The sequence below is a fragment of the Mesorhizobium sp. M1143 genome (genome assembly GCF_040318435.1).
Lineage (GTDB): Bacteria > Pseudomonadota > Alphaproteobacteria > Rhizobiales > Rhizobiaceae > Mesorhizobium.
On record NZ_JAMYMJ010000004.1, the window covers coordinates 102,932 to 125,455 of the forward strand.

At 62.5% G+C, this 22,524-nt stretch carries 28 protein-coding genes and 1 pseudogene; 13 read left to right on the forward strand and 16 right to left on the reverse strand.

The features are described 5' to 3' along the window. Window positions 1–37 precede the first annotated feature (37 nt). The 3 genes from NKH35_RS05015 to NKH35_RS05025 form a co-directional block, all read right to left on the reverse strand. Window positions 38–808, reverse strand: a complete 771-nt coding sequence (locus NKH35_RS05015) for an RES family NAD+ phosphorylase (RefSeq protein ID WP_023688327.1) — start codon at window positions 806–808, stop codon at window positions 38–40. Further along, complete coding sequence (locus NKH35_RS05020) at window positions 768–1,163, reverse strand: MbcA/ParS/Xre antitoxin family protein (protein WP_023667557.1); 396 nt, start codon at window positions 1,161–1,163, stop codon at window positions 768–770. Before NKH35_RS05020 ends, NKH35_RS05015 begins: the two co-directional genes overlap by 41 nt. A 105-nt stretch (window positions 1,164–1,268) precedes the next feature. After that, window positions 1,269–2,339 carry a GGDEF domain-containing protein gene (locus NKH35_RS05025; protein WP_023681555.1) on the reverse strand — a complete coding sequence of 357 codons (1,071 nt, stop codon included), beginning with the start codon at window positions 2,337–2,339 and terminating at the stop codon, window positions 1,269–1,271. A 338-nt stretch (window positions 2,340–2,677) separates the two neighbouring features. On the opposite strand from NKH35_RS05025, the gene NKH35_RS05030 reads away from it, so the two are divergent. The 3 genes and pseudogenes from NKH35_RS05030 to NKH35_RS05040 all read left to right on the forward strand — a co-directional run. After that, window positions 2,678–3,097, forward strand: coding sequence for a GFA family protein (locus NKH35_RS05030; RefSeq protein ID WP_023681554.1), 420 nt, complete (start codon window positions 2,678–2,680; stop codon window positions 3,095–3,097). A gap of 75 nt (window positions 3,098–3,172) precedes the next feature. Beyond that, complete coding sequence (locus tag NKH35_RS05035; RefSeq protein ID WP_023681553.1) at window positions 3,173–3,532, forward strand: diacylglycerol kinase; 360 nt, start codon at window positions 3,173–3,175, stop codon at window positions 3,530–3,532. A 163-nt stretch (window positions 3,533–3,695) separates the two neighbouring features. Beyond that, window positions 3,696–4,109: pseudogene (locus NKH35_RS05040) on the forward strand (hemerythrin domain-containing protein); the annotation flags it as partial. Between the two features lie 57 nt (window positions 4,110–4,166). Here the strand turns inward: NKH35_RS05040 and NKH35_RS05045 are convergent. Next, complete coding sequence (locus NKH35_RS05045; RefSeq protein ID WP_352913747.1) at window positions 4,167–4,766, reverse strand: DedA family protein; 600 nt, start codon at window positions 4,764–4,766, stop codon at window positions 4,167–4,169. After that, window positions 4,763–5,326, reverse strand: a complete 564-nt coding sequence (locus tag NKH35_RS05050) for a DUF1003 domain-containing protein (RefSeq protein WP_352913605.1) — start codon at window positions 5,324–5,326, stop codon at window positions 4,763–4,765. Before NKH35_RS05050 ends, NKH35_RS05045 begins: the two co-directional genes overlap by 4 nt. A 91-nt stretch (window positions 5,327–5,417) precedes the next feature. Between NKH35_RS05050 and NKH35_RS05055 the strand changes: the two genes are divergently transcribed. From NKH35_RS05055 to NKH35_RS05080, 6 genes are all read left to right on the forward strand, one after another. Beyond that, window positions 5,418–6,134 (forward strand): DNA-3-methyladenine glycosylase I, encoded by a 717-nt coding sequence (locus NKH35_RS05055; RefSeq protein WP_023691180.1) that lies wholly within the window; start codon window positions 5,418–5,420, stop codon window positions 6,132–6,134. Window positions 6,135–6,196: 62 nt separating this feature from the next. After that, on the forward strand, window positions 6,197–7,912 hold the full coding sequence (locus tag NKH35_RS05060; RefSeq protein ID WP_023691181.1) for an NAD+ synthase: 1,716 nt from the start codon (window positions 6,197–6,199) through the stop codon (window positions 7,910–7,912). Between the two features lie 34 nt (window positions 7,913–7,946). Further along, window positions 7,947–8,831: an SPFH domain-containing protein gene (locus NKH35_RS05065; RefSeq protein WP_023691182.1), complete on the forward strand. Its 885-nt coding sequence runs from the start codon at window positions 7,947–7,949 to the stop codon at window positions 8,829–8,831. A 13-nt stretch (window positions 8,832–8,844) separates the two neighbouring features. Further along, window positions 8,845–9,795 (forward strand): diacylglycerol kinase catalytic domain-containing protein, encoded by a 951-nt coding sequence (locus NKH35_RS05070; RefSeq protein ID WP_027050400.1) that lies wholly within the window; start codon window positions 8,845–8,847, stop codon window positions 9,793–9,795. A gap of 71 nt (window positions 9,796–9,866) precedes the next feature. Then, entirely contained in the window at window positions 9,867–10,277 is a 411-nt protein-coding gene (locus NKH35_RS05075; RefSeq protein WP_023818165.1) for a GNAT family N-acetyltransferase, read from the forward strand. Window positions 10,278–10,666: 389 nt separating this feature from the next. Next, window positions 10,667–12,472 (forward strand): ABC transporter ATP-binding protein, encoded by a 1,806-nt coding sequence (locus NKH35_RS05080; protein ID WP_352913609.1) that lies wholly within the window; start codon window positions 10,667–10,669, stop codon window positions 12,470–12,472. 43 nt (window positions 12,473–12,515) lie between these two features. On the opposite strand, the gene NKH35_RS05085 is transcribed toward NKH35_RS05080, so the two are convergent. From NKH35_RS05085 to NKH35_RS05115, 7 genes are all read right to left on the reverse strand, one after another. Next, window positions 12,516–12,929, reverse strand: a complete 414-nt coding sequence (locus tag NKH35_RS05085; RefSeq protein ID WP_023695410.1) for a GFA family protein — start codon at window positions 12,927–12,929, stop codon at window positions 12,516–12,518. Between the two features lie 20 nt (window positions 12,930–12,949). Further along, window positions 12,950–13,414 (reverse strand): SRPBCC family protein, encoded by a 465-nt coding sequence (locus NKH35_RS05090; RefSeq protein ID WP_352913611.1) that lies wholly within the window; start codon window positions 13,412–13,414, stop codon window positions 12,950–12,952. Continuing rightward, the gene (locus NKH35_RS05095) at window positions 13,411–13,731 is read right to left on the reverse strand and encodes an ArsR/SmtB family transcription factor (RefSeq protein ID WP_023681541.1); all 321 of its coding nucleotides are present in this window, start codon (window positions 13,729–13,731) and stop codon (window positions 13,411–13,413) included. Before NKH35_RS05095 ends, NKH35_RS05090 begins: the two co-directional genes overlap by 4 nt. 185 nt (window positions 13,732–13,916) lie before the next feature. After that, window positions 13,917–14,414 carry an NUDIX hydrolase gene (locus NKH35_RS05100; RefSeq protein WP_023667541.1) on the reverse strand — a complete coding sequence of 166 codons (498 nt, stop codon included), beginning with the start codon at window positions 14,412–14,414 and terminating at the stop codon, window positions 13,917–13,919. Window positions 14,415–14,620: 206 nt separating this feature from the next. After that, window positions 14,621–15,121 carry a xanthine phosphoribosyltransferase gene (gpt, locus tag NKH35_RS05105; protein WP_023667540.1) on the reverse strand — a complete coding sequence of 167 codons (501 nt, stop codon included), beginning with the start codon at window positions 15,119–15,121 and terminating at the stop codon, window positions 14,621–14,623. Between the two features lie 87 nt (window positions 15,122–15,208). Then, on the reverse strand, window positions 15,209–16,042 hold the full coding sequence (locus NKH35_RS05110) for a universal stress protein (protein ID WP_023729831.1): 834 nt from the start codon (window positions 16,040–16,042) through the stop codon (window positions 15,209–15,211). Window positions 16,043–16,140: 98 nt separating this feature from the next. Continuing rightward, window positions 16,141–16,881: a competence/damage-inducible protein A gene (locus tag NKH35_RS05115; protein ID WP_023681539.1), complete on the reverse strand. Its 741-nt coding sequence runs from the start codon at window positions 16,879–16,881 to the stop codon at window positions 16,141–16,143. A gap of 175 nt (window positions 16,882–17,056) precedes the next feature. Here NKH35_RS05115 and NKH35_RS05120 point away from each other — a divergent pair, with 175 nt between their 5' ends. Together NKH35_RS05120 and NKH35_RS05125 are read left to right on the forward strand one after the other, a co-directional pair. Next, entirely contained in the window at window positions 17,057–18,058 is a 1,002-nt protein-coding gene (locus tag NKH35_RS05120) for an alpha/beta fold hydrolase (protein ID WP_352757910.1), read from the forward strand. 65 nt (window positions 18,059–18,123) lie between these two features. Next, window positions 18,124–18,396 carry a hypothetical protein gene (locus NKH35_RS05125; protein WP_023688343.1) on the forward strand — a complete coding sequence of 91 codons (273 nt, stop codon included), beginning with the start codon at window positions 18,124–18,126 and terminating at the stop codon, window positions 18,394–18,396. A gap of 119 nt (window positions 18,397–18,515) precedes the next feature. On the opposite strand, the gene NKH35_RS05130 is transcribed toward NKH35_RS05125, so the two are convergent. The 4 genes from NKH35_RS05130 to NKH35_RS05145 all read right to left on the reverse strand — a co-directional run bounded on the left by NKH35_RS05130 (window position 18,516) and on the right by NKH35_RS05145 (window position 20,714). Further along, window positions 18,516–18,755 carry a DUF2188 domain-containing protein gene (locus NKH35_RS05130; RefSeq protein WP_023667535.1) on the reverse strand — a complete coding sequence of 80 codons (240 nt, stop codon included), beginning with the start codon at window positions 18,753–18,755 and terminating at the stop codon, window positions 18,516–18,518. 59 nt (window positions 18,756–18,814) lie between these two features. Further along, the gene (locus tag NKH35_RS05135) at window positions 18,815–19,093 is read right to left on the reverse strand and encodes a DUF982 domain-containing protein (RefSeq protein ID WP_032891817.1); all 279 of its coding nucleotides are present in this window, start codon (window positions 19,091–19,093) and stop codon (window positions 18,815–18,817) included. A gap of 84 nt (window positions 19,094–19,177) precedes the next feature. Then, on the reverse strand, window positions 19,178–19,492 hold the full coding sequence (locus NKH35_RS05140; RefSeq protein ID WP_352913614.1) for an SH3 domain-containing protein: 315 nt from the start codon (window positions 19,490–19,492) through the stop codon (window positions 19,178–19,180). A 124-nt stretch (window positions 19,493–19,616) separates the two neighbouring features. Beyond that, complete coding sequence (locus NKH35_RS05145) at window positions 19,617–20,714, reverse strand: NADH:flavin oxidoreductase/NADH oxidase (RefSeq protein ID WP_352757909.1); 1,098 nt, start codon at window positions 20,712–20,714, stop codon at window positions 19,617–19,619. Between the two features lie 144 nt (window positions 20,715–20,858). Here NKH35_RS05145 and NKH35_RS05150 point away from each other — a divergent pair, with 144 nt between their 5' ends. Continuing rightward, entirely contained in the window at window positions 20,859–21,437 is a 579-nt protein-coding gene (locus tag NKH35_RS05150; protein ID WP_023667531.1) for an NUDIX domain-containing protein, read from the forward strand. 89 nt (window positions 21,438–21,526) lie between these two features. Next, entirely contained in the window at window positions 21,527–22,498 is a 972-nt protein-coding gene (locus tag NKH35_RS05155) for an ATP-grasp fold amidoligase family protein (RefSeq protein ID WP_352757908.1), read from the forward strand. The last annotated feature ends 26 nt before the right edge of the window (window positions 22,499–22,524 follow it).

Consider the following 22,524-nt stretch of genomic DNA (forward strand, 5'->3'; position numbering starts at 1 on the left):
GATAAGCGCCAGAGAAATCCGGCGCTTTTTCGTTTGATCAACGCCCGCGTTCCCAGCGCAATCCGTTGAGCCGGGGATCATTGGCGAAGGCGGTTCTGGAAAACTCGATGCGCCTTTCCGGAAATTCGCAGATCCCCTGGACGCCGAGGGAGCCTAGCCGGATGCGCCATGTGTGCGGCTCCAGCGGCTTGGCCTTGGTAAAGCCGCGGCATGTCAGCAGCGCCACATTGACGCCCTTCGGGTCGCGCGCCGAACGGTAACGGATCGCCTCCAGCCCAGCCTCACGCGCGACATCGGCAATCGCCTGGCTGGCGGCATAGTCGGTCGGATGCGTCCAATGGGCCCGATCGCGGTCGAGCGGCGGCCGCGTCAGGTCGATGGCATTGTCGGTACGGATCGCAGCGGCGAAGGCGGTGTATTCGGCGGCGTCGCGCGGCCATGGCGTGTCGGGCGAATCGGCGAAGAACAGCAGGCGGTAGAAGGCCATTTCGGCGACCGCCGTCATGATCGTCTCCGCCGCATAGTAGACGCCCAGGGTGCGGCCGGCGCGGCGGAAGCGCGAGCCGTAGGGATAGATCGAGCCGTAGCGGAAGGGCGTCGCCAAGAGATAGTGGAGATGCCGGCATTCCATGGGGATCTGCGGCTTGGTCTCCTCGATCAGATCCTCGAGCAGCGCCTGTTCGTCCAGCGTGTCGACGATCTTCAGCGTCGAGACGCGGTGCTGCGCCTCGACCATGCGCCAGTATTTGCCGTCGAGCCGGACGGCTTCAGACGAGAGCGCGTCGGGAGTCCAGATAGGCAATGACATCGACAAGCCCGGTAATGGTGAGGATCTTTTCAAGCGGGCTGCCATCGAAAGCCGTGTTGGCGTTCTTCAGCCATGCCCGGGCTATCGTCTCGTCACCGCCGACAATGGCATCGAGCGAACGGAACAGCCGCACGAACAGCACCGCGAGTTCGAACGGCTTGGTGCCGCGCTCCAGCAGGAATTCCTGCCTGCGCATGCGTGAAACCGTGGCTTCCGAGACGCCGATGATCGACGCAAGCACCCTGGCGGTTATATCCAAGAGTTCGGCGGCGCGCAGCGTGGCCTTGGTCAGAACCGCGTTTTCGGCCGCCGTCGCGGTGAGATCAGGGGCGGCATTGGGTTGTGTAACAGACATGGCCTCTCTCTTTCCATGGAAAATATAGTCCACTGAAATTCATATGGAAAGAGGCGGGATCCGATAAATTTGCCTGTGCCCGGGAATTGGCTGCACGCCGAAGCGTCAGTCTTTCTTGTATAGCAGCCAGTTCTTGCCGGTGCGGCCGGCCATTGTCGAGTGCCGGGTGACGCGGTTGCGCCCGCCAACCTTGGAGCGGTAGAGCGCCCGGTCCGCCTTGGTGTAAAGATCCTCCGGGCTTTCCGCTTCGGAAGCCATGCAGATGCCCATGGAAACGGTCACCGTGCCGTAATTGGCGCCGGTCTGGCTGCTGGTGAACGGCGTCTGTTCGATCAGCACGCGGATGCGTTCGGCGATCTCGTAAGTGGTATCCTCGCTGGCGCCCTCGACGATCAGCGCGAATTCCTCGCCGCCGGTGCGGGCAACGAACATGTCTTCACGGATGCTGGTCTGGAAGATTTCAGCGACGATCTGGATGATCTTGTCGCCGACCGGGTGGCCGTAGCGATCGTTGACACCCTTGAAATGGTCGATGTCGGCAAGGATCAGGGCGTTGAACAGGATCCCCTTGTTGGAGGTGTAAATCGCCGTGATTTGCTTGTCGAAGGCGCGGCGGTTCCAGATATGGGTCAAGGGGTCGGTGTCGGCGAGCCGCTTGTACTCCTCAAGCTTCGACTTGACGCTCTCCAGTTCCGCCGTCTTGTCGCTCAGCGTGGTTGCAACCTGCTTGCCGTGGTCGAGGGTCGAGTTGGTGGCCGCCGCCATGGCGCTGGCGACCTTCTGCAGCAGATCCTGCGAAAGCAGGCTGCGGTTGGCGAGGCCACTCGATGTCTCATCGAGGATCTTGCCGTATTTCTCGATATGGCTACGTTCGCTGCGCAGCAGCAAGGCGATGTCCTCGAGTTCCCTGGCCAGCACGTCGCGCGCCTGCTCGACAATGCCGGGACCGTGATGCTGTGCAAAGAAAGCGCGGCCGATGCGGTCGAGATCGTCCTGCGTCGGCTGGTTGCCGAGCGCGACGACGGCCAGGCCGAGTTCGCGGTTGGTGCCTTTCAGTGCTTCGTAGAAGATTTCGTAATTGCGCGGCAGGCCAAGCACACCGAGCTGACGCATGGTCGCCACAACGGCTGTTGCAATGTCGCTGTTTCGGTCGGTCTGGACGGCTGCCGGCTGCATGTTCTGTTCACTCTGCCTCTGGGAACCATCGCAGACCGTGCGAGATGCCGCCGACCGGAGAGTGCCAGCCGTATTTCGGATCATCCTGCGAAAGACACGTCCCCAATCGCGACATTCGCTTGGCAACGACCATAGATGCGCCGGCGCTAAAGTTTCCTTAATGTGCCGCCAGGTAACGCGTCCGTTCTACCGCAGGCTGCAGAAATGGTTTGCAAAGATCCTGAGGTCAGGTCCGAACACGCCCACCCCATGTCGCATTTGCCGGTGCCCGGCTGCGGCAAAACTGAAATCCTCTCGGCCAGCGGCGAAGCCGTGAACGATGGCTGGTGGAGGCAGGGATGAGCAACAACCACAGCGGATCTTGCCTGTGTGGAGCCGTGCGTTTCCAGACGCGAGGGCCGTTGCGCGGAGTCATTTATTGCCACTGTTCGCAGTGCCGCAAGCAGAGCGGGCATTTTTACGCCGCGACCAACGTCGCCGACGGCGACATCACGATAACCGGCGCCGACAACATCAGCTGGTACGAATCGTCTTCCTTTGCCAAGCGCGGCTTTTGCAAGATCTGCGGCTCGGTGCTGTTCTGGAAGCCGGGTCAGGATGCCTATGTCTCGGTTCTGGCCGGATCGTTCGACAACCCGACCGGGCTCGAAGGCCAATGCCACATCTTTGTCGGCGACAAGGGCGATTACTATACGATCGACGATGGACTGCCGCAGTTCGAGAAGTCGACGCCGCCGATCAAGGTTGCGGAGGAGTGATTTTGCGGCGGCTGCCTTATTCCCTTGATCCAGCCATTGCGATATCCCCTGCCGGTGATTCGAAGGGGATGCGGCATGCAGCGGCTGATCGGTGCTTACTTCAATTCTGTGCGAGCCTTTCGCAAGCTCGCCGCCAGCGAAAGGGCATTTCAGCAGGAACTGATGCTGCTGGTGCTGGCGCTGCCGCTCGGCTGGTTCGTCTCGGTCTCGTGGCGCGGCTACGCGCTGTTGATCGGCGCGGTGCTGCTGCTCATCATGGTCGAAGTGCTGAACACCGGCATCGAGGCAGCCTGCGATGCCTTCAGTCGCGAGTTCAACGTCGACATCCAGCTCGCCAAGGACTGCGGCTCGCTGGCGGTGCTGATTTCGGTTATTATCGTCGCCGGCGTCTGGGGAATCGCCCTCATCGAGCGCATCACGGGACTACCGATCTGATCTGAACGCTCCCATATGTTAGTCACCAAAGGAGACTGACGTCGTGGAAGCCAATTTTCTGCTGCTTGAAAGAGCCGGCCTGCCGGAAGACCTGCGCTGGCTGGCGGAAAAATATCCGCGCGAGACATGGCAGGGCCACGCCAACATCCACGGCATGGCAAACATGTGGCTGCAGCGGCACGACATGTTCCGAGAGCTGGGCGGCATGCTCACCAACGGCATTGGCGACTATCGCGAAGGCAGGCTGACGGCGCCGGATTTCGCGCGCTGGTTCGCGCCGCGGCTGAACCACTTTCTCGGCAATCTCGACGGCCACCACAATGTCGAGGACTACCAATATTTCCCGGCTTTCGCCAAGGCGGAGCCGCGCCTGAAGCGCGGCTTCGAAATCCTCGATGCCGACCATCACACCATTCATGAGGGGCTGGAGCGCAACGCCGAGACGGCGAACGCCTTCATCCGCACGCTCGAGGAGAGCGAGGACAGGCAGCGCTTCGCCGCCGACGCCTATGCGGACGAGAACAGCCGGCTGGTCGCCATGCTGAAGCGGCATCTGGCCGACGAGGAAGATCTCATCATCCCGCTGATCCTCGATCGCGGCGACCGGGCTCTGGTCGAGGACGACGACCGAACCTTACGATGTCGTTTCGCTGTCGCGGGCGTCCTTGGCGCGCTCCTTGCCGACGACGGTGCGGGCGATGAGCCAGGCAAGGATGGCGACACCCAGACCTATGGCAAGCGCGATCAGCAGCCGTTCGTGAGCCTTGCCTATCATCTGCTCGGCGCCGAGACCGAAGACGTAGCCGATGCCGCAGAACAAAGCCGCCCAGACCAGCGACGACACCGCGTTGAGGATAACGAAGCGCGCTACCGAAATGCTGGCGAAACCGGCCGCGATGCCGCCGACCAGGCGCAGGCCATAGATGTAGCGGTTGGACAGGACGAATATGTTGGGATGGGACGAGACGAGACGGTAGGCGTGGTTGAAGCCGGGCCTCGCCTTCAGTTTCAGCACCCTGGGATGGTCGGCAAAGCTGCGGCCGAGAATGAAGAAAAACGTGTCGCCGACGAAGGCGCCAATGGCGGCCGCGAGGAAAGCCTTCCAGAGGATGAAGACATGCTGATGGGCGAAGAAGCCGCCGAGGATGGCCGCACTTTCGCCTTCGGCGACACAGCCCAGGAAAACCGCGATCAACCCATATTGCTCGATGAGGTGATGGACGATCCCGGTCATTGAGAGGTTTGCCGGCCCGACAGTTTTTCGTCTATGCGGTTCACCTGTTCGGCCAGGCGCGCCATGTCCTCGCGCACGCCGATGATCTGGCTGTGGCGCAGTTCGTCCAGCTTTTCATGCAGAGCCATGATCTCGATCTCGGCCTTGAGGTTGACCTCATAGTCATGCGCGGCGTCGATGCGGTCGCGCGCGGCCTGGCGGTTCTGCGACATCATGATCACCGGCGCCTGCAAGGCGGCGATCATCGACAGCACCAGGTTGAGGAAGATGAAGGGGTAGGGGTCGAACGAGTCTCGCCCGAGCAGCCACCAATTGGCGCCGATCCACAGCACCAGGAAAGCAATGAAGGACAGGATGAACGTCCACGAGCCGCCGATGCGGGCAATGGCATCGGCGATCCGGTCGCCGGCGCCCTGAAGGCCGGTGAGGCTGTCGTTGATATCCTGCGAGATGGGCTTGCGGTCGACAGTGCTCTGCAACACCCGCCGCTCGAGCTCGCTGAGGCCCTCCGGCGTTCGCTTCAGCCAGCGGTTGGCCAGTTCTGGCACGGTCTTGTGCATGGATGTCTCCATAGGAAAAGCGTCGGCTTGGCAGCCTCGTTTGCATATAGGAAGATGGCGTTTCGTCAAAAGCGCGGCGCGAGGATGCAGGATGCCCGATTTCGCGAAGATTCGCGCCCGTGCTGCAAAACGCAAAGGCGGCGACGCGGTGCTGACCTCGCTGCTCGGGCCGGCGCCTGAAAATGCCGCCGTGGCTGACATTACGGACGATCGTATCCTCTCGACAATGGCCGAGCGGGTGTTTGCCGCCGGCTTCGTCTGGCGCGTTATTGAACAGAAATGGCCCGGGTTCGAGGACGCGTTTCTCCATTTCCAGCCGAAACGGCTGTTGTTTCAACCTGATGACTTCTGGCACGACCTTACGGCTGATCAACGCATTGTGCGCAACCCGCAGAAGATCAAATCCGTCCGCGACAACGCCGCCTTCGTTGAGCGTGTGTCGAAGGAACATGGCGGTTTCGGCAAATTCCTCGCGGAGTGGCCTGACGACGACCAGGTCGGGCTGATGGCGTATCTCGGCAAGCATGGCAGCCGGCTTGGCGGCAACACCGGCCAGTATTTCCTGCGCTGGCTGCAATGGGACGCCTTCGTCATCTCGGCCGATATGGTCGCGGCTTTGCGTGACGCCGGCCTCGACATCGCCGAAAGTCCGACGTCGAAGAGGGATCTCGACAGGATTCAGGCGCAGATCAACAAATGGGCGCAGGAAACCGGCCTGCCGCGCCGGCACATCTCGCGCATTCTGGCGATGTCGATCGGAGAGAACCATTCGCCGCAATCGCTGCGCGAATATATGGGCGATGACTGATCACCGAATTGGTCCAAACGAACGCCATTGCCCGGGCAAATTTGCCGCGCTAAACCGCACAGATGACCCAGAAGACCGCACCCGATATTCTGCGCATCGCCGTTGCCCAGCTCAACCCGACGGTCGGCGATGTCGCCGGCAACCTCGCCAAGGCGCGCGAGGCCAGGGCCGATGCCGCCCGCCAGGGCGCCGACATCGTGCTCTACACCGAGCTTTTCCTTGCCGGTTACCCGCCGGAGGACCTGGTGCTGAAGCCGGCCTTCCTCAAGGTTTGCGAGAAGGCCGCTCAGGACTTCGCCGGAGATACCGCCGACGGCGGGCCGGGCGTCATCATCGGCACGCCGTTGAAGCGCAAGAGCGGCACCCACAATTCGATCATCGTCGCCGATGGCGGCAAGATCCTCGCCGAGCGCTACAAGCTCGATTTGCCAAACTATGGCGAGTTCGACGAGAAGCGCGTCTTCCAGGCCGGCCCCGAGGCTCAGGGACCCGTCAACTTCCGCGGTGTGCGCATCGGAATTCCGATCTGCGAGGACATCTGGGGCGACGTCGGGATCTGTGAAACCCTGGCCGAGAGCGGCGCGGAAATCCTGCTGGTGCCGAACGGCTCGCCCTACTACCGCGCCAAGATGGACGTGCGCCATCAGGTCGTTATCCGCCAGGTCATCGAGACCGGTTTGCCGATGATCTATGCCAATCAGATCGGCGGCCAGGATGAGCTGATCTTCGACGGCGCCTCTTTTGCCATCGGCGCCGACAAGACGCTCGCCTTCCAGATGAGCCAGTTCGAGGAAACTGTCGACGTCACCACCTGGAAGCGCAACCGCGTCGCCGCAGGCGCGCAAAACGCAGAAGAGTTCGACGGCTGGGTCTGCTCGGAAGGGCCGATGTCGAAAATCCCCGAGAGCGAGGAGGCGGACTACCGCGCCTGCATGCTCGGCCTGCGCGACTACGTCAACAAGAACGGCTTCAAGAACGTCGTGCTGGGTCTCTCCGGCGGCATCGATTCGGCGATCTGCGCCGCATTGGCCGTCGATGCGCTCGGCGAGGAGCGGCTGCGGGCGGTGATGATGCCCTACCGTTATACCTCGGAGGATTCGCTGAAGGATGCCGAGGATTGCGCCCGTGCGCTTGGCTGCCGCTATGACATCGTGCCGATCTTCGAACCGGTCGAGGGTTTCCTACACACGCTGGCGCAGCTTTTTGAAGGCACCAAGGAAGGCATCACCGAAGAGAATCTACAGAGCCGCGCGCGCGGCACGATCCTGATGGCGATCTCCAACAAGTTCGGCTCGATGGTCGTCACCACGGGCAACAAGAGCGAGATGTCGGTGGGCTACGCCACGCTTTATGGCGACATGAATGGCGGCTTCAACCCGATAAAAGACCTCTACAAGATGCAGGTCTATGCGCTGTCGCGCTGGCGCAACAGCCATGTGCCGCCGGGCGCGCTCGGTCCCTCAGGCGAGGTGATCCCCAGGAATATCATCGACAAGGCGCCGTCGGCGGAATTGCGCGAGAACCAGACCGACCAGGATTCGCTGCCGCCCTATCCGGTGCTGGACGACATTCTGGAATGCCTGGTCGAGAACGAGATGGGCGTCGACGACATCGTCGCGCGCGGCCATGACCGGGCGACGGTGACGCGCGTCGAACATTTGCTCTACATTGCCGAATACAAACGCCGGCAAGCGGCGCCGGGCGTGAAGATCACCCGGAAGAATTTTGGCCGCGACCGCCGCTATCCCATCACCAACCGTTTCAGGGATCGCGGTTAAGCATCGATCAAATTGATGAACCTTGGGGGGCCGCATGTTTATCAGCTATTTCAAGGGAACGCCTGAGTATCACATCCTGCGCTTCAAGAACGGCAAGGTCCGTGAGCAGGGGCGCGGCATCTCCTTCTGGTACGGGACGTTCGGCACCACCATCGCCATGGTGCCGGTGACGTCGCTCGACAACCCTTTCATCTTCACCGAGACGACGGCGAATTTCCAGGATCTGGCGATCCAGGGTTCCGTCAGCTACCGCATTGTCGATCCGCTCAAGGCGGCCGAAGGCTTCGACTTCAGCGCCAAGCTCAGCCGTGCCGACGTCGTCGGCGACGGCCGTGAGAAGATCGCCGAACGCCTGGTGCTGGCGATACAGAGCCGCGCCCGCGCGGTGGTTTCGAGCATGACGCTGGAACAGGCGCTGGCCGAGGTGACCAAGCTCGGCGGCAATCTGGCCGAACTGCTGCGCAACGATCCGATTGCCGCGACCGCCGGCCTGTCGATCGAGGAGGTTCACATCACCTCGGTCCAGCCGACGCCGGAGATCCGCAAGGCGCTCCAGACCGAATATCGCGAGGCGCTGCAGCGCCAGGCCGATGCCGCGATCTATGGGCGCCGTGCCTGGGGCGTGGAGAAGGAGCGCGAGATCAAGCAGAGCGAGCTGGCGACCGAAATCGAGCTTGCCGAACGCAACAAGCTGCTGGTCGATACCGAGGCGCGCAACAAGCTGACGCTTGCCGAGGCGCAAGCCAAGGCCCAACAGCTCGAACTCACCGTCTATTCGTCGGCGCCGGCGCACGTGCTGACGGCGATGGCTTTCAAGGCCTGGGCGGAAAAGGGCGGTTCGGTCGGCAATCTGTCGATCACGCCTGACATGCTCACCAGCGCGCTCAGCCAGCTTTCCACGCCGAAAGCCGGGTCCTGAAAGGCAAGCACGGGTGGCAAGCGACCAGAGCGGCAGGCCGATCGACCGGGTGATCGTCGTCACCCGCAAGACCGAGCTGGAGGAGCTGACGACGCGCTTCAACACGCAGGGACAGGCGCGCTTTTATCTCCGGCAGGCCGGCATGAATTTCGACCCGGTCAAGGCGGCGCATGACGTCTATCACCAGGCGCTCGACCGGGTGATGGGTTCGCTTCCCCAAGGCCTCAAACAGTTGCGGCTCGACCGCGAACTGGTACCGCAGTTCGAATTCGGCTCCGACGCGGTGATCGCGCTCGGTCAGGACGGGCTGGTGTCCAACACCGCGAAGTACCTCCCGTACCAGCCGCTGATCGGCATCAACCCGAACCCGGCGCTTTTCGACGGCGTGCTGCTGCCGTGGAATGCCGACGATACCGAAAAGGTCCTCGGCCTGACGATCGCCGGCAAGGCGAAGCGCCAGGCGGTGGTGATGGCCGAAGCGCGCTCCAATGACGGACGCCGGCTGATCGCCTTCAACGATCTGTTCGTTGGCGCCTCGACGCATGTCTCGGCGCGCTACGAATTGACCTATGGCGGCAGGACCGAGCGCCAGTCGTCGAGCGGCATTATCATCTCCACGGGCGCCGGCTCTACCGGCTGGCTACGCTCGGTGATGGCGGGCGCCGCGGGACTGGCTGCGGCCTATGGTGACAACTCCGTGCCGACCGTGCCGCCGCAAGGCTATGACCGCGAAGGCGAACAGCTGTTCTTTTCGGTGCGCGAACCGTTTCCGAGCAACACGACCGGCGTGTCGCTTGTGCATGGCGTCATCACCCGCGACCGGCCGCTGGTGGTTTCTTCGCGGCAGAGCAGGGGCGGCGTAATCTTCAGCGACGGGATGGAGCTCGATTTCGTCGAGTTCAATTCCGGCACCGACGTGACCATCGCGATCGCCGACCAGAAGGCCTATCTCGTGGTGCCGTAAGCGCGCCAGGTCGGTAACCAAACCACGGGCCGGACCGAAATTCGGCCGCCCTCCATTCTTTGCGAGGCACCATGCCCGACTGTGAAATCAGCTTCGACATGTCACGGATCGATTTCCGGGCGACCTCCGATCTGTTGATGGCGAGTTATTGGGGCGCCGGCCGCAGCGATGACTTTCATCGCCGCGCCTTTGCCAACTCGTTCTGCACCGCGGCCTATATCGATGGGAACCAAGTCGGTTTTGGCCGGGCCATCACCGACCGTACGGTGTTTGCCTATCTCGCCGACATCATCATCTGGCCGCAGCATCGTGGCCAAGGCATTGGCACGCAACTGGTGCGGGCGCTCATCGACCACCCTGAACTCAGCACGGTCTCGCACTGGAGCCTGTCGACCAGTGACGCGCATGGCCTTTATGAGAAGCTGGGCTTCAAGGCATCGACCGACGGCCGCTACATGCGCCTCGATCGCAACCCGGAATGAGGCATAGCGAGGGGGTTGACCGGCTGTTGTTGCAAATTAACCTCACTGGTTGGACCAGTTACGCTTTGCCACGTGCCCGGCCTTGGCGATCCTTCATGGCGTCTCTATAAGGACCGCTCCGCAAGTGTCTTGCGGGAGGTCCGAATGGCAGTATTTCACATGGTAATGCGAGGCCGCGAAGCCTAGGTCTCACCTGGCGTCCGGCGAAGGTTTGTCCTTCGCGCCGATGCCGGGTCGAGTACAGGCTTCTGCCGATGCCGGTAGCCACCCGACGAATCGGGCGCGCCGCCACCTATGCCGAACCTCCGCAGCCCCGGGCGAATTGCCCAGCGCGGTTTTCAATTTTCAGACCTTACCGGGACCGGGCAGATTTGCGCCCGGATGACATCATGACTCGTTTTCGAATCGATCTGCGTGCAAGCGCCTTTCGCAGCGTTCTTGGCTTCACGCTCAGCCACTGGCGGCGCCAGCCGTGGCGGCTTTCGCTGATCATGGGCAGCTTCCTGCTGTCGACCCTGGCCGACGTCTTGACGCCGCTCTATTCCGGCCGGCTGGTCGACGCCGTCGCCAGCAGTGCGTTGGCTGACGATGTCGCGTGGAACGCGGCAATGGCGGCGTTCTTCGCGCTCATCGCTTTGGCGCTGACCGGCGTGGTGCTGCGCAACCTCGCCTTCATGGGCATTGTCGAACTGACGCTGAAGATGATGGCCGACATCGCCGCCGACGCGTTCTATCGCGTGCAGCGCTTCTCAACCGACTGGCACGCCAACAGCTTTGCCGGATCGACGGTGCGCAAGGTTACGCGCGGCATGTGGGCTCTCGACCTGCTCAACGACACCATCCTGATTGCGTTGCTGCCGTCGGTCGCCATGCTGGTCGGCTCGACGTTGCTGCTCGGCTGGTTCTGGCCGCTGATGGGGCTGGTCGTGGCAGTCGGCTCGCTGCTGTTCATCACCGTGACGGCGCTGCTGTCGCTCGGCTACGTCGCGCCCGCGGCACGGCTCGCCAACAGCTGGGATACGCGGCTTGGCGGCTCGCTTGCCGATGCCCTGAGCTGCAATGCCGTGGTCAAGGGTTTCGGCGCCGAGACGCGCGAGGAAGCGCGGCTTGCCAAGGTCGTCGCCAAATGGCGCGCGCGGACCAGCCGCACCTGGGTGCGCGGCACCATCAACGGCACGACGCAAGGCGCCATGCTGCTGGTGCTGCGGACGGCAGTAATCGGCCTGTCGCTGATGCTGTGGGCCTGGGGCCAGGCAAGTGCGGGCGATGTCGCCTTCGTGCTGACCTCGTTCTTCGTGCTGCAGGGCTACCTCAGGGACATCGGCACGCATATCCGCAATTTGCAGCGTTCGGTCAACGATATGGAGGAACTGGTCGATTTCCAGTCGCAACCGCTCGGCATCGAGGACCGGCCCGGCGCCAAGCCGATCCGGATCACGCATGGCCACATCGCCTTCGATAACGTCACCTTCCACTATGGTAGCCATCGCTTGCCGCTCTACCGCGACTTTTCGTTGGAGATAGCGGCGGGCGAGCGGGTCGGACTGGTCGGCCATTCCGGCTCGGGCAAGACGACCTTCGTGAAGCTGATCCAGCGTCTCTATGATGTCAGCGGCGGCAGGATCCTGATCGATGGCCAAGACATCTCCCAGGTTGCACAGGCGTCGCTGCGCGCGCAGATTGCCATCGTCCAGCAGGAGCCCATCCTGTTCCACCGCTCGCTGGCGGAAAACATCGCCTATGCCCGTCCGGACGCCACGCAGGCCGAGATCGAGCATGCCGCCAAGCTCGCCAGCGCGCACGACTTCATCACCGGCCTGCCGAAGGGCTACGGCACGCTGGTCGGTGAACGCGGCGTGAAACTGTCGGGCGGCGAGCGCCAGCGGGTGGCGATCGCGCGCGCCTTCCTGGCGGATGCGCGCATCCTGATCCTGGACGAGGCGACATCGAGCCTCGATTCGGAATCGGAAGTGCTGATCCAGCAGGCGATGGAGTGGCTGATGGTTGGCCGCACGACGCTGGTCATTGCGCACCGTCTGTCGACGGTGCGGGCGCTGGACAGGCTGCTCGTGTTCGACCGTGGCAAGATCGTCGAGGAAGGCTCGCATGACGAGCTGATCCGGCTGAAGGGCGGCATCTACCGCCGCCTGTTCGAGCGGCAGGCGCTGGAACTGACCAAGGGCCTGGTGATCTGAGCTGAACGCAGAGCCCTATCCGAGGGATAGGGCTCTGCCTGGTTCATCCAGGCATTCGCTCGAATGGCTGAAGCGCTGGGTCGATCGTGTCCCAGGCGTGGCCGCGCACGGTGTAGGTGACCGCCTGCGGGTCGAACTGGCCGGGATCATCGAGGCTCGTGGCTTGGATAGCCGTCACCTCCGGCATGGCGACGAACGTTACGTAGACCGGCGTGCCGCAGGTCGGGCAAAAGGCCTGGGCTTTTTCATTGCCGCTGTCGGCGATCATCCGCCACGTGCTCGGCTCGCCGGTGATCTTTACGTCAGCGCGCCGGCCGAAGGTCACATAGGAACAATGGCCAGTACCGCTGCGCTTTTGGCAATCGAGGCATTGGCAGTGGTTCTGAAAGATCGGCTCGCCGCTGGCCTCATAGCGGATCGCGCCGCAGGCGCAGCCGCCGGTAAAGTGCCTGGTCATCATCGTTCTCCGCGGTTGCTTCAGGCCGATTTCGGCTTGGCGAACAGGTCGATGCCTGTGCCGGTTTCGAGGAAGGATTTCATGCTGGACAGCACGGCCGGCCAACCTTGGCTGATGCCCTTGGCCATGCCGCTGCCGGCTTCGAGCTCGTCATGGCTGACGGTCAGCTTGACCATGGTGTCGTATTCCTCGATGGCGAACGTCACCCGGCTATGCTTGGTGGGATCGTCGGCCTGCGAAGCGTTGGCCCAGCTCATCACCAGGCGGGTTGGCGGCGAGATTTCGACCACCTTGCCGACGAGTTCGATAGAGCGCTCCTCATTGGCGCGAATATGTTCCCATTTCGAGCCGGGCTTCCAGTCGGAGACGTTCTCGTGGCCCCAGTAGCGCTTGGCGATATCGGGCCTGGTGATGGCTTCGAACACCTTTTGTGGCGTCGATCTGATGTAGGTCACGTAGACAAAACTGGTGGTTTCCCGGGTCATTGGTCGTCTCCTTCGAGTTCTTGTTTCAGGTCGTGCAGCAGGCTCAGCCGCTGCCGTTCGAATTTTCGCACCCACCGCTCGTAGACTTCGTGCAGCGGCACGGGGTTGATGAAATGCAGTTTCTCGCGGCCACGCTTGACCGTGCTGATCAGATTGGCCGCTTCCAGCAGATCGATGTGCTGCGTGGCGGATTGCCTCGCCATGTCGAGATTTTCGCAAAGTTCGCCGAGCGTCTGGCCGTTCTTCTCACACAGAAGATCGAGCAGCATTCTGCGGGTCGGGTCGCCCAGCGCTTTGAAAACCTTGTCGGCGTCCATTGGTCTCACTCATCTTGAAGACACAATATGCAGGTAAAAGCCTGCATGTCAAGCTGTGGCTAAGCTTGGCCTGAAGGGGAGGGATTTATAGTGTCGGATTGCTGGCGCGCGGAGCGAAGCACCAAGCCCGGAATCGGGGCAAGAACCGGTGCGGGCGCGCAGGACTATGCAGCGGTGGCTGTGAGCTACGCTCTAACGACGAACTTGTCGGGATCGGCGCAGAAATGGGCGATGATCTGGCAGAGGTCCGGTTCGTTGACCATGCGTACGGCCTCGGCCCCATTGACCCATTTGCGGGTGCGCGCGCGCTTTTCCTTCCAGCGGTCGGCAACGTGCTCGACCTGCAGCGGAAACACCAGCACTTCGCAAGGCACTTCCTCGCCGGACGCTAGGGCCTTGGCGTAGAAGTAACGACCGGCCTCGAAAAGCGAAATCTTGCCACGCAATCCGGCTTCCTCGCCCGCCTCGCGCGCCGCTGCCTCGCAGAGCGGCTCCCTGGCCTCGGGCCAGCCCTTCGGCAGCACCCAACGCCCGGTGTCTCGGCTGGTGATCAGCATGATCTCGACGCCGTCTTCGTTATTGCGCCATGGCAAAGCGGCAACCTGCAGGCGACAAGGCGAAGTGCCGAAGAGCTTGCGGACCCTTTCAGCCAGATGGTCGTGTGTCGCCGGTGTCGTCAGCATCAGTGAAAGCTACCCCAGCCCTCAGAATCGTTAGCCGCCGTATGAATCTTACCGACAAGTGTAAGTCTTAAAAGTAAAAAACATCACACCAACCGTCCAATCCGCCAACAGGCGTCGATTCGACAGAATAATGTGCCTTCCATTGCCTGTTTTCATAGCAAACGGGGCGGGTTTGGCCGTCTGGGCAGAAATGGGGCTGGCGCGAATCAGCCGGCGTGATCGTCGGCGATCGGCTTCTGGTAGGTGAAACCCATGTCCCAGGGAAAGTAGATCCAGGTGTCCTGGCTGACTTCGGTGATAAAGGTGTCGACCAGCGGCCTGCCTTTCGGCTTGGCGTAGACAGTGGCGAAATGCGCCTTGGGCATCATGGCGCGCACGATGCCTGCGGTCTTGCCGGTGTCGGTGAGGTCGTCGATGATCAGCACGCCCGCGCCATCATCGGCGAGCAGCGCCGGCGTGATCTCCTTCAGCACCTGCAACTGCCCCTGGCTGGTGTAGTCGTGATAGGAGGCGACGCAGACCGTCTCGATGACGCGTATGCCGAGTTCGCGCGAGATGATGGCAGCGGGAACCAGGCCGCCACGGGTGATGCAGACGATGGCCTTCCACTGACCCTTGTTGGCGCCGGCAAGCCGCCAGGCGAGCGCCCGGGCATCGCGGTGGAACTGGTCCCAGGAGACCGGAAAGGCTTTTTCGGGAAGGGACATTCTGCACTCCGCGCGCAACATTGTGGAATGCGCGCGGAATTAACTGGAAAGTCAGGGCATTGGCAAGGGCGGGGCCAGTCTGTGGAGTTAACGCGACAAAAAGGCCGCCACCGGCACGCTGCGCAACACGGTGCGCGTGACGCCGCCGAACAAAAGCTGACGCAGCCAGGAATGGCTGTAGGCGCCGAGCACCAGAAGGTCGGCTCCGGTCTCGGCGATCCGGGTCTGGATGACGTCATCGACCGAGGCGTTGCCCGATTTCTGCACCGACACGCTGACCGTTGCGCCATGCCTGGAGAGTGCTGCGGCGATCTCGGCGCCGGCGGCTTCCGGGTTGTCATCCAGCGTATCCGGCGGATCGATGACCAGAATGTCGGTCTTTTCGGCCTCGATGATGAAGGGCAGCGCGTCGAAGGCGGCACGCGCCGCCTCCTTGCTGCCGTTCCAGGCCAGCAGCACATGTTTGAATGTGGTGACCAATGGCCCCTCATGCGGCACCACCAGCACTGGCCGGCCGGCATCGTAAACCAGCGTGTCGACATCGGCGCTCGTGTCGCCCCCGGTCTCGCGCTGCGCGGCAATGATCAGATCGGCGGCGCGCACGCTGGAAATACCCGTCAGCGCGCTGTCGCCGGAAAAGCTCTCGAGGCTGCGCCATTCGAAGGACAGGCCGGAATTCTCGATCTGCCGAACGAAAAGCGCCTGCAATTTCTCGGCGCGCTCGCGGTTCATGTCGGCGGAGACCTGCAGGAACTCGGTGTCGGGGAAGCCGGTTGCCGAGGTGTAGGGAACGGGCAGCGCTTCGGCATGGATGCCGATGAGATGGCTCTCGAACCGGTCGGCAAGCGGGATGGCGCAGTCGAGCACGCGTTCGGCGTCCTGTTCGTTCTGCAATATGGCGACGATGGTCTTGAAGCGCATGCGAAATCCCTCAAATCTGCCAGCGCGTGCTGCGCCCGAGGGAAAACGTGGGAGTGCGGTGCTTGGTTCCGGCCCGGCGATGGTCCGCGAACCCAGGGTCAATTGGCGGCGGTGAAGCCGGCCACCATCGCCTCGACGTCCTTGCGTGCCGAATCCAGCGCCTCCTGGCTGCGGGCGCGGACCACCAGCTCCGTCCAGAATTTGCCGTCGCCATATTTCGGATAGGAGCCGATGATGGTGTCGGGATGCGCCTTCTGGATGTCGCCCAGGGGACCGCCGATCAGGCCTTCGCCGAACGGGCAATGGACGGTGGCCGACAGCATCTTGGTGCCGGCCTTCAGCGTCGGCACGACATTGTCGAGCATGGCCTGGAAAATCGCCGGCACGCCGGCCATGACATGGACGTTGCCGATGCGAAAGCCGGGCGCGACGGAGACCGGATTGTCGATATGGTCGGCGCCGCGCGGCATGCGCGCCATGCGCTTGCGGGCCTCGGTGTATTCGATGCCGCGCGCGGCATAGCTCTCGCCCAGCATGGCATAGGCCTTGGCGTCGTATTCGCACGGCACCCCAAAAGCCTTGGAAACGGAATCGGCGGTGATGTCGTCATGCGTCGGGCCGATGCCACCGGTGGTAAAGACATAGGTGTAGCGGGCGCGTACGGCATTCACCGCAGCGACAATCTCGTCCTCCTCGTCGGGAACGATGCGCACTTCCTTCAGGTCGATGCCGATGGCCGTCATGATGTCGGCGAGGTGGCCGATATTTTTATCCTTGGTGCGGCCGGACAGAATCTCGTCGCCGATGACAAGCATGGCGGCAGTGACGATTTCAGGCATGGAAGGCTCCGGCAAACAGGCCCGTTGGCAGACAAGGTCGCCTGAGGCAGAAAGAAGGTCGCCTGAGATAGCGCGCCATCGAACTGGCGGCAATGCCGACACAAGCCGCCATCTGCCTTGCCGAGCGTTCGTCAGTGGGTGATGGTGCGCGCCGGTCCGCTTCCCGGGTGAAAACATGCTGGTATCGATTCTGCTTTGGCTTGTCGCCGGCCTGTCCGTGCTGGCTCTCGTCATCGTGGCCTGTCTGGTGGCCGCTACGCTCTGGATTGCCGCCAAGGCCGAAAGGCTGGTGCCGGCCAGCGGAAACTTCGTCGAGATCGACGGCAGCCGCATCCATTATGTCGAAACGGGCGAGGGACGGCCGATCCTGTTCGTGCACGGACTTGGCGCGCAGCTCCACCAGTTTCGCCACACGCTGTTTGAGCGCTTTGGCCCTGGCTACCGCCTCATTGCACTCGACCGGCCGGGATCGGGCTATTCTGTTCGCGCGCGAGGAGCCACCGGCCGTCTGCCTGAACAGGTCGAGATCATCAGGCGCTTCATCGAAACACTCGGGCTGGAAAGGCCGCTCGTGGTCGGGCACTCGCTGGCGGGCGCCGTCGCGCTGACCCTGGCCTTGGAGCATCCCGGCGCGATTTCCGGCATCGCTTTGCTGGCGCCGCTGACGCATCTGGAAGCCGGCGCCCGCGAGAAAGCGGGCCTGCTCTATATCCGTTCGCGGCTTTGGCGCTGGATCATGGCCTACACCGTCGCGATACCGACAAGCCTCAGATATGCGCGGCAGACACTGGAGTTCATCTTCGCGCCGCAGGCCGTTCCCGCCGACTACATGATCGATGGCGGCGGATGGCTCGGGCTGAGGCCAAGCCATTTCCATGCAACCTCCACCGATTTCGTAGCGGTCGAACAGGATCTTGGCCGCATCGAAGAGCGCTATGAAGAGATCGCCATGCCGGCCGGCATTTTCTTCGGGACAGCCGATCGCGTCATCGCCATGCGCATACATGGGGAGCCGATGAAGGACAGGATCGAAGGGCTCGATTTCGAGACGGTCGAAGGCCTCGGCCACATGCCGCAATTCGTCGAGCCGGACCGCGTCATCGCCTTCATCAAGCGCATTGCCGAGCGGACATTCGCCGGCCAAGACCTCACCACAGCCTCACAACAATTTCACTGAACCATTCGGCTGATATCCGGTTTTACCCCGTGTCGCACCCAAGGCGGCGGATACGGAGTAATTCAATGTACAGGAAAGTTTTTGCAGCATCCGTGCTGACGATCGGTCTTGCCACATCGGCGATGGCGCAGTCATCGGACAGCACGTATTCCAACCATCACAGCTGGTGGCCGTTCGGGAACGAGCAGTCATCGACCGTCGACCAGAGCACCACCGGCAGCATCAATGCCGACGGCAGCCAAGGCTATGGCGGCGCTACGGGGCCGTGCGCCTCCGACCCGTCAGGACCCTATGGAAATGTGAGGCCCAACGTGAACGATCAATATTGCGGCAAGTGATCAAGCCGCGGCTTCGACTGACCGGCAGGATGTCCCGCCTGTTTGTTTTGACACGCAATTCCCAAGGGAATTGCTTAGGCGAGCATCCATGGCCGGCAGCGAAAGCTGAGGGGCAAGGATCAGTCGGAAACTTCGGTCTGCGGCCGGTCGCGGCCGTCGGCCAGTTCGTCGTGCCACTTGCCTTCGGCATCCTCATACTGAATGCCGTCCGTGGCGCCGGCGATCTGCTGTTCGGCCGAGGCGATCTCGGCGGCGCGCAGCGCATCCTGGTGGGTCGGGAATGTCTCCGAGAATGTCGAACCGACCTTGTAGGCCCAGCCCCCGTCATGCTCGACGATCTTGTAAGTCAGCTTCGCCATGAAATCCTCCGGTTCGTCCGTCCGCTCAATGCGGCCCGTTATTCAATGCTATCTGGGCTTCAATGCAACTTGGCGTCTGGCAGCCGGTCTTCGGGAACCAGCACTTCCGATTCCTTGGCCGCTTCGATCAAAGCCCTGCGTGCATCGGCCGTCGAACGATAACCTTCCAGCACTTTGAGGCAAGTGTCGAGAGCATCACGATGGCGCGGGCCGCGATTGAGCGGCCACACCGTCATCAGACACTCCGCCGCTTCCTGGGTGCTGCGGATCTGGCGATATTTGCCGACATGGCCGAGTTCGACCACGACCGGGGTTTCAAAAGGTTTGTTATCCATGATGGCCGCAACGCAAAGCAGCCAATATGGTTGCAAAAGTGGCCGTCAGCCTGCGCCCAAACGTCTCACCAACCGCAATCGTTGGTCTCAGTAACCGCAGTCGTTGCGCAGCCAGTGGGCGTTGGCCCAGCCGGTCCGTCCGCCGATTTCGACCTGGTACCAGTTGCCGCGGCGGTCGAAAATCTCCGTGTGGTCGCCGTTGAACAATTGCCCGATCATGCGCGACGACGAGTGCGGCCGTGCGCGCACGGCGAGAAACCCGCTGCCGGTATCCAGATCGTAGTGCCTGGACAGGCCGTGCACCGTGCCTTCGCAATATTGCGCGCCGACCGGAGACGACGCGGCGAACGACAGCGCAACCACCAGAGCGGCTGCCGCCGGATAGATTGCCCTTGATGCCATGGACTTTGCTCCCAATCCGGCCGCCAAGGCGGCCTGCCCCCAGGGACTATAGCGGGCGGATTAAAGCGAAGCTGCGGCAATCTGTCCAGCAGATGCTTTTGGCGCATCCGTCGGCACTGCCTGTTCAGCCCTTCGTCCAGTGCTGCATCGTGGTCACCGAGCGGGCGAGCTGTGGCGCGGGATGGATTTTTTCGCTGAAGGTGGCGGCGGCGCGCCAGCCCCAGCGCGGATCGGCGAGGAAGGCGCGGGCCAGCGCGACCATGTCGGCGCGGCCGTCGGCGACGATCGCCTCTGCCTGCGCGGGATCGTCGATCAGGCCGACAGCCCGTGTCGGGATGCCGGCGCCCTTGCGCACCGCTTCGGCCAGATGCACCTGATAGCCGGGGCCGGTCGGCAGCTTCTGCAACGGCGAATTGCCGCCGCTCGAACAGCAGAGATAGGCAACATCAAGCGCCTTCAAGGCTTTGGCCACCTCGATCGCGTCCGCGACCTCGAAACCGCCATCGACCCAGTCCTTTACCGACAGGCGGGCGCCAAGCATCAGGTTTGGAACCGCCTTCCTCACCGATTTGGCGATCTCGATGAGGAAACGCATGCGGTTTTCCAGCGAGCCGCCCCAGCGGTCGGTGCGCTGGTTGGAAAGCGGCGACAGGAACTGAAAGATCAGATAGCCGTGCGCGGCGTGCAGTTCGAGGAAGTCGAAGCCGGCGCGCTCGGCCCGCCTCGCGGCTTGAGTGAAGCGCTCGATAAGCTGCAGGATTTCATCCTCCTCCACCGCATGCGGCACATTCCAGCCGGTGTCATAGGCGATGGCCGAGGCCGAGACGGTCTGCCAGGGATCCTCGCCCGGCTGCAATGGGCCGCCACCTTCCCAGGGCTTTCGGTTGGAGGCCTTGCGGCCCGCATGAGCAAGCTGAATGCCGAATTTCGTTTCCGGCGCGGCGACGCGCTTTGCTGCATCTAGCGTGCGCCGGGCGGCCGCCTCGTTGTCGTCGGAATAGAGGCCGAGGCAGCCATGGGTGATGCGGCCGCGCCGTTCGACGTCGGTCATCTCGACGGTGACCATGCCGGCGCCCGACATCGCCAGGTTCATCCAGTGATAGAGATGCCAGTCGCTGGCCGAGCCGTCTTCGGCGGAATACTGGCACATCGGCGCCACCGCGATACGATTCGGAAAGGTCAGGCCATCGAGGGCGATCGGCTGGAAAAGCGCTGCGGTCATCAAAAAAACTCCGGAGAGGGACTGCAGCTATTTAGGCGATGGCAGTTGCCGGCACCAGACACGAGGCGGTGAAAGCTTCGCCGTTTCGGTTGCGCGCAAAACCGTTCGCGGTTACGCCATGGCGCCGACAGCTTGGAGCTCATCATGGAAGATCGTATCCGCATCCGCTCGGAGGAAGTCCTGTCCGACGACTGGGCGGTTCTGAAGAAGACCGTTCTCGATTACCGCCGGCGCGACGGGCAGTGGGAGACGCAGATTCGCCAGACCTACGACCGTGGCGACGGCGCGGTGATCCTGCCTTTCGATCCCGAGCGTCAGACGGTGCTTCTGGTGCGGCAGTTCCGCTACCCCGCCTACGTCACCGGCCACCGCGAACCGCTGATCGAGGCCTGCGCCGGCCTGCTCGACAAAAACGATCCCGAAACCGCCATCCTCAAGGAGGCCGAGGAAGAGCTCGGCTATCGCTTACAGAACATCGAGCGGCTGTTTTCCCCCTATATGAGCCCAGGCAGCGTCACCGAACGGCTGTGGTTCTTTGTGGCGCGCTATTCACCCGCCGACCGCATCTCGGCCGGCGGCGGCGCGGCCGACGAGGGCGAGGACATCGAGGTTCTGGAAATGCCTCTTGATGAAGCGCTGGCCGGCATTTCAGACGGCCGCATCATCGACGCCAAGACGATCATCCTGATCCAGCATTTGAAACTGTACCCGATGAAGGGCTAGCTCGGCGAAGCTCGACGTGCCTCACTGCTGCGGGCAGGGTGGCACGTCCACTTCGCGGATGAAGTTGCGCAGGTTGCAAGGACACCGGAATGGCGCGTGGCGCAAAGGCATGGCTGAAGCGAAACAGCGCGCGGGCATCTCTCCTGTTGCTGAACGCCGCGCTGCTTGTCCGCTACCGCCGGTTGACCCAGCGTTTCCTTGAGCGGATGCGGCATCTGCCGAATTTTGCAGCCCCGGTGACGTTCACGGAAAAGATCCACTGGCGCAAGATTTTCGATGACGATCCTCGCTTTACCGGCCTTCTCGACAAGCTCAAGTCCAAGGAAATCGTCAGGGAGCGGCTTCCCGGGCTCGCCATCCCGGAGGTGCTGTGGCAGGGCGACGATCCGCGCCAGATCCCTTTCGATGACCTGAAAATCCCCTACGCCGTCAAATGCAACCACGGTTGCGCCATGAATGTCATCGTTCGTGATCCGGCCAACGCCGACCGGGAGGCGATCATTGCCGAGATGACGGAATACCTTGGCCAAACCTATGGCGCCCGCAAGCTGGAGCGCAGCTATGCGCACATAGAGCGGCGGGTTTTCGTCGAAGCGCTTGTCGGCAAGGACCAGGATTATGACCCGGTCGACTACAAATTCTGTGTGCTGGCTGGCCACGTCGCCTACATTGTCGTCGTCGCCTTCCGTTCCACGGTCAAGAATACCGCCCACCTGGATCGCGATTGGCGCCCGCTGAACATCGTCCAGGGCGCGATCGACTCGAGCCTGGAAATTCCCCCTCCCAAGAGCCTGGCGCGGATGATCGAGGCAGCCGAGGCGCTCGGCAGCGAGTTCGACATGGTGCGTGTCGATTTCTACGAGGAGGAGGGGGAGCCGATCTTCGGAGAATTCACGGTCTACCCACGCAGCGGCTTGCTGCAATTCGACCCGGCTGCGTTCGACCGCGAACTGGGCGCGCATTGGGATATTGGCGCGTCAGGTTACCTCAGTCGTTTGCCCAGCCGATTTGCCCAACGATACAAGGCGATGCTCGTCGCCGCCGGCTATCTCGACGTTTGAGATGGCTGCCTTGGGTGGCGTGCCAC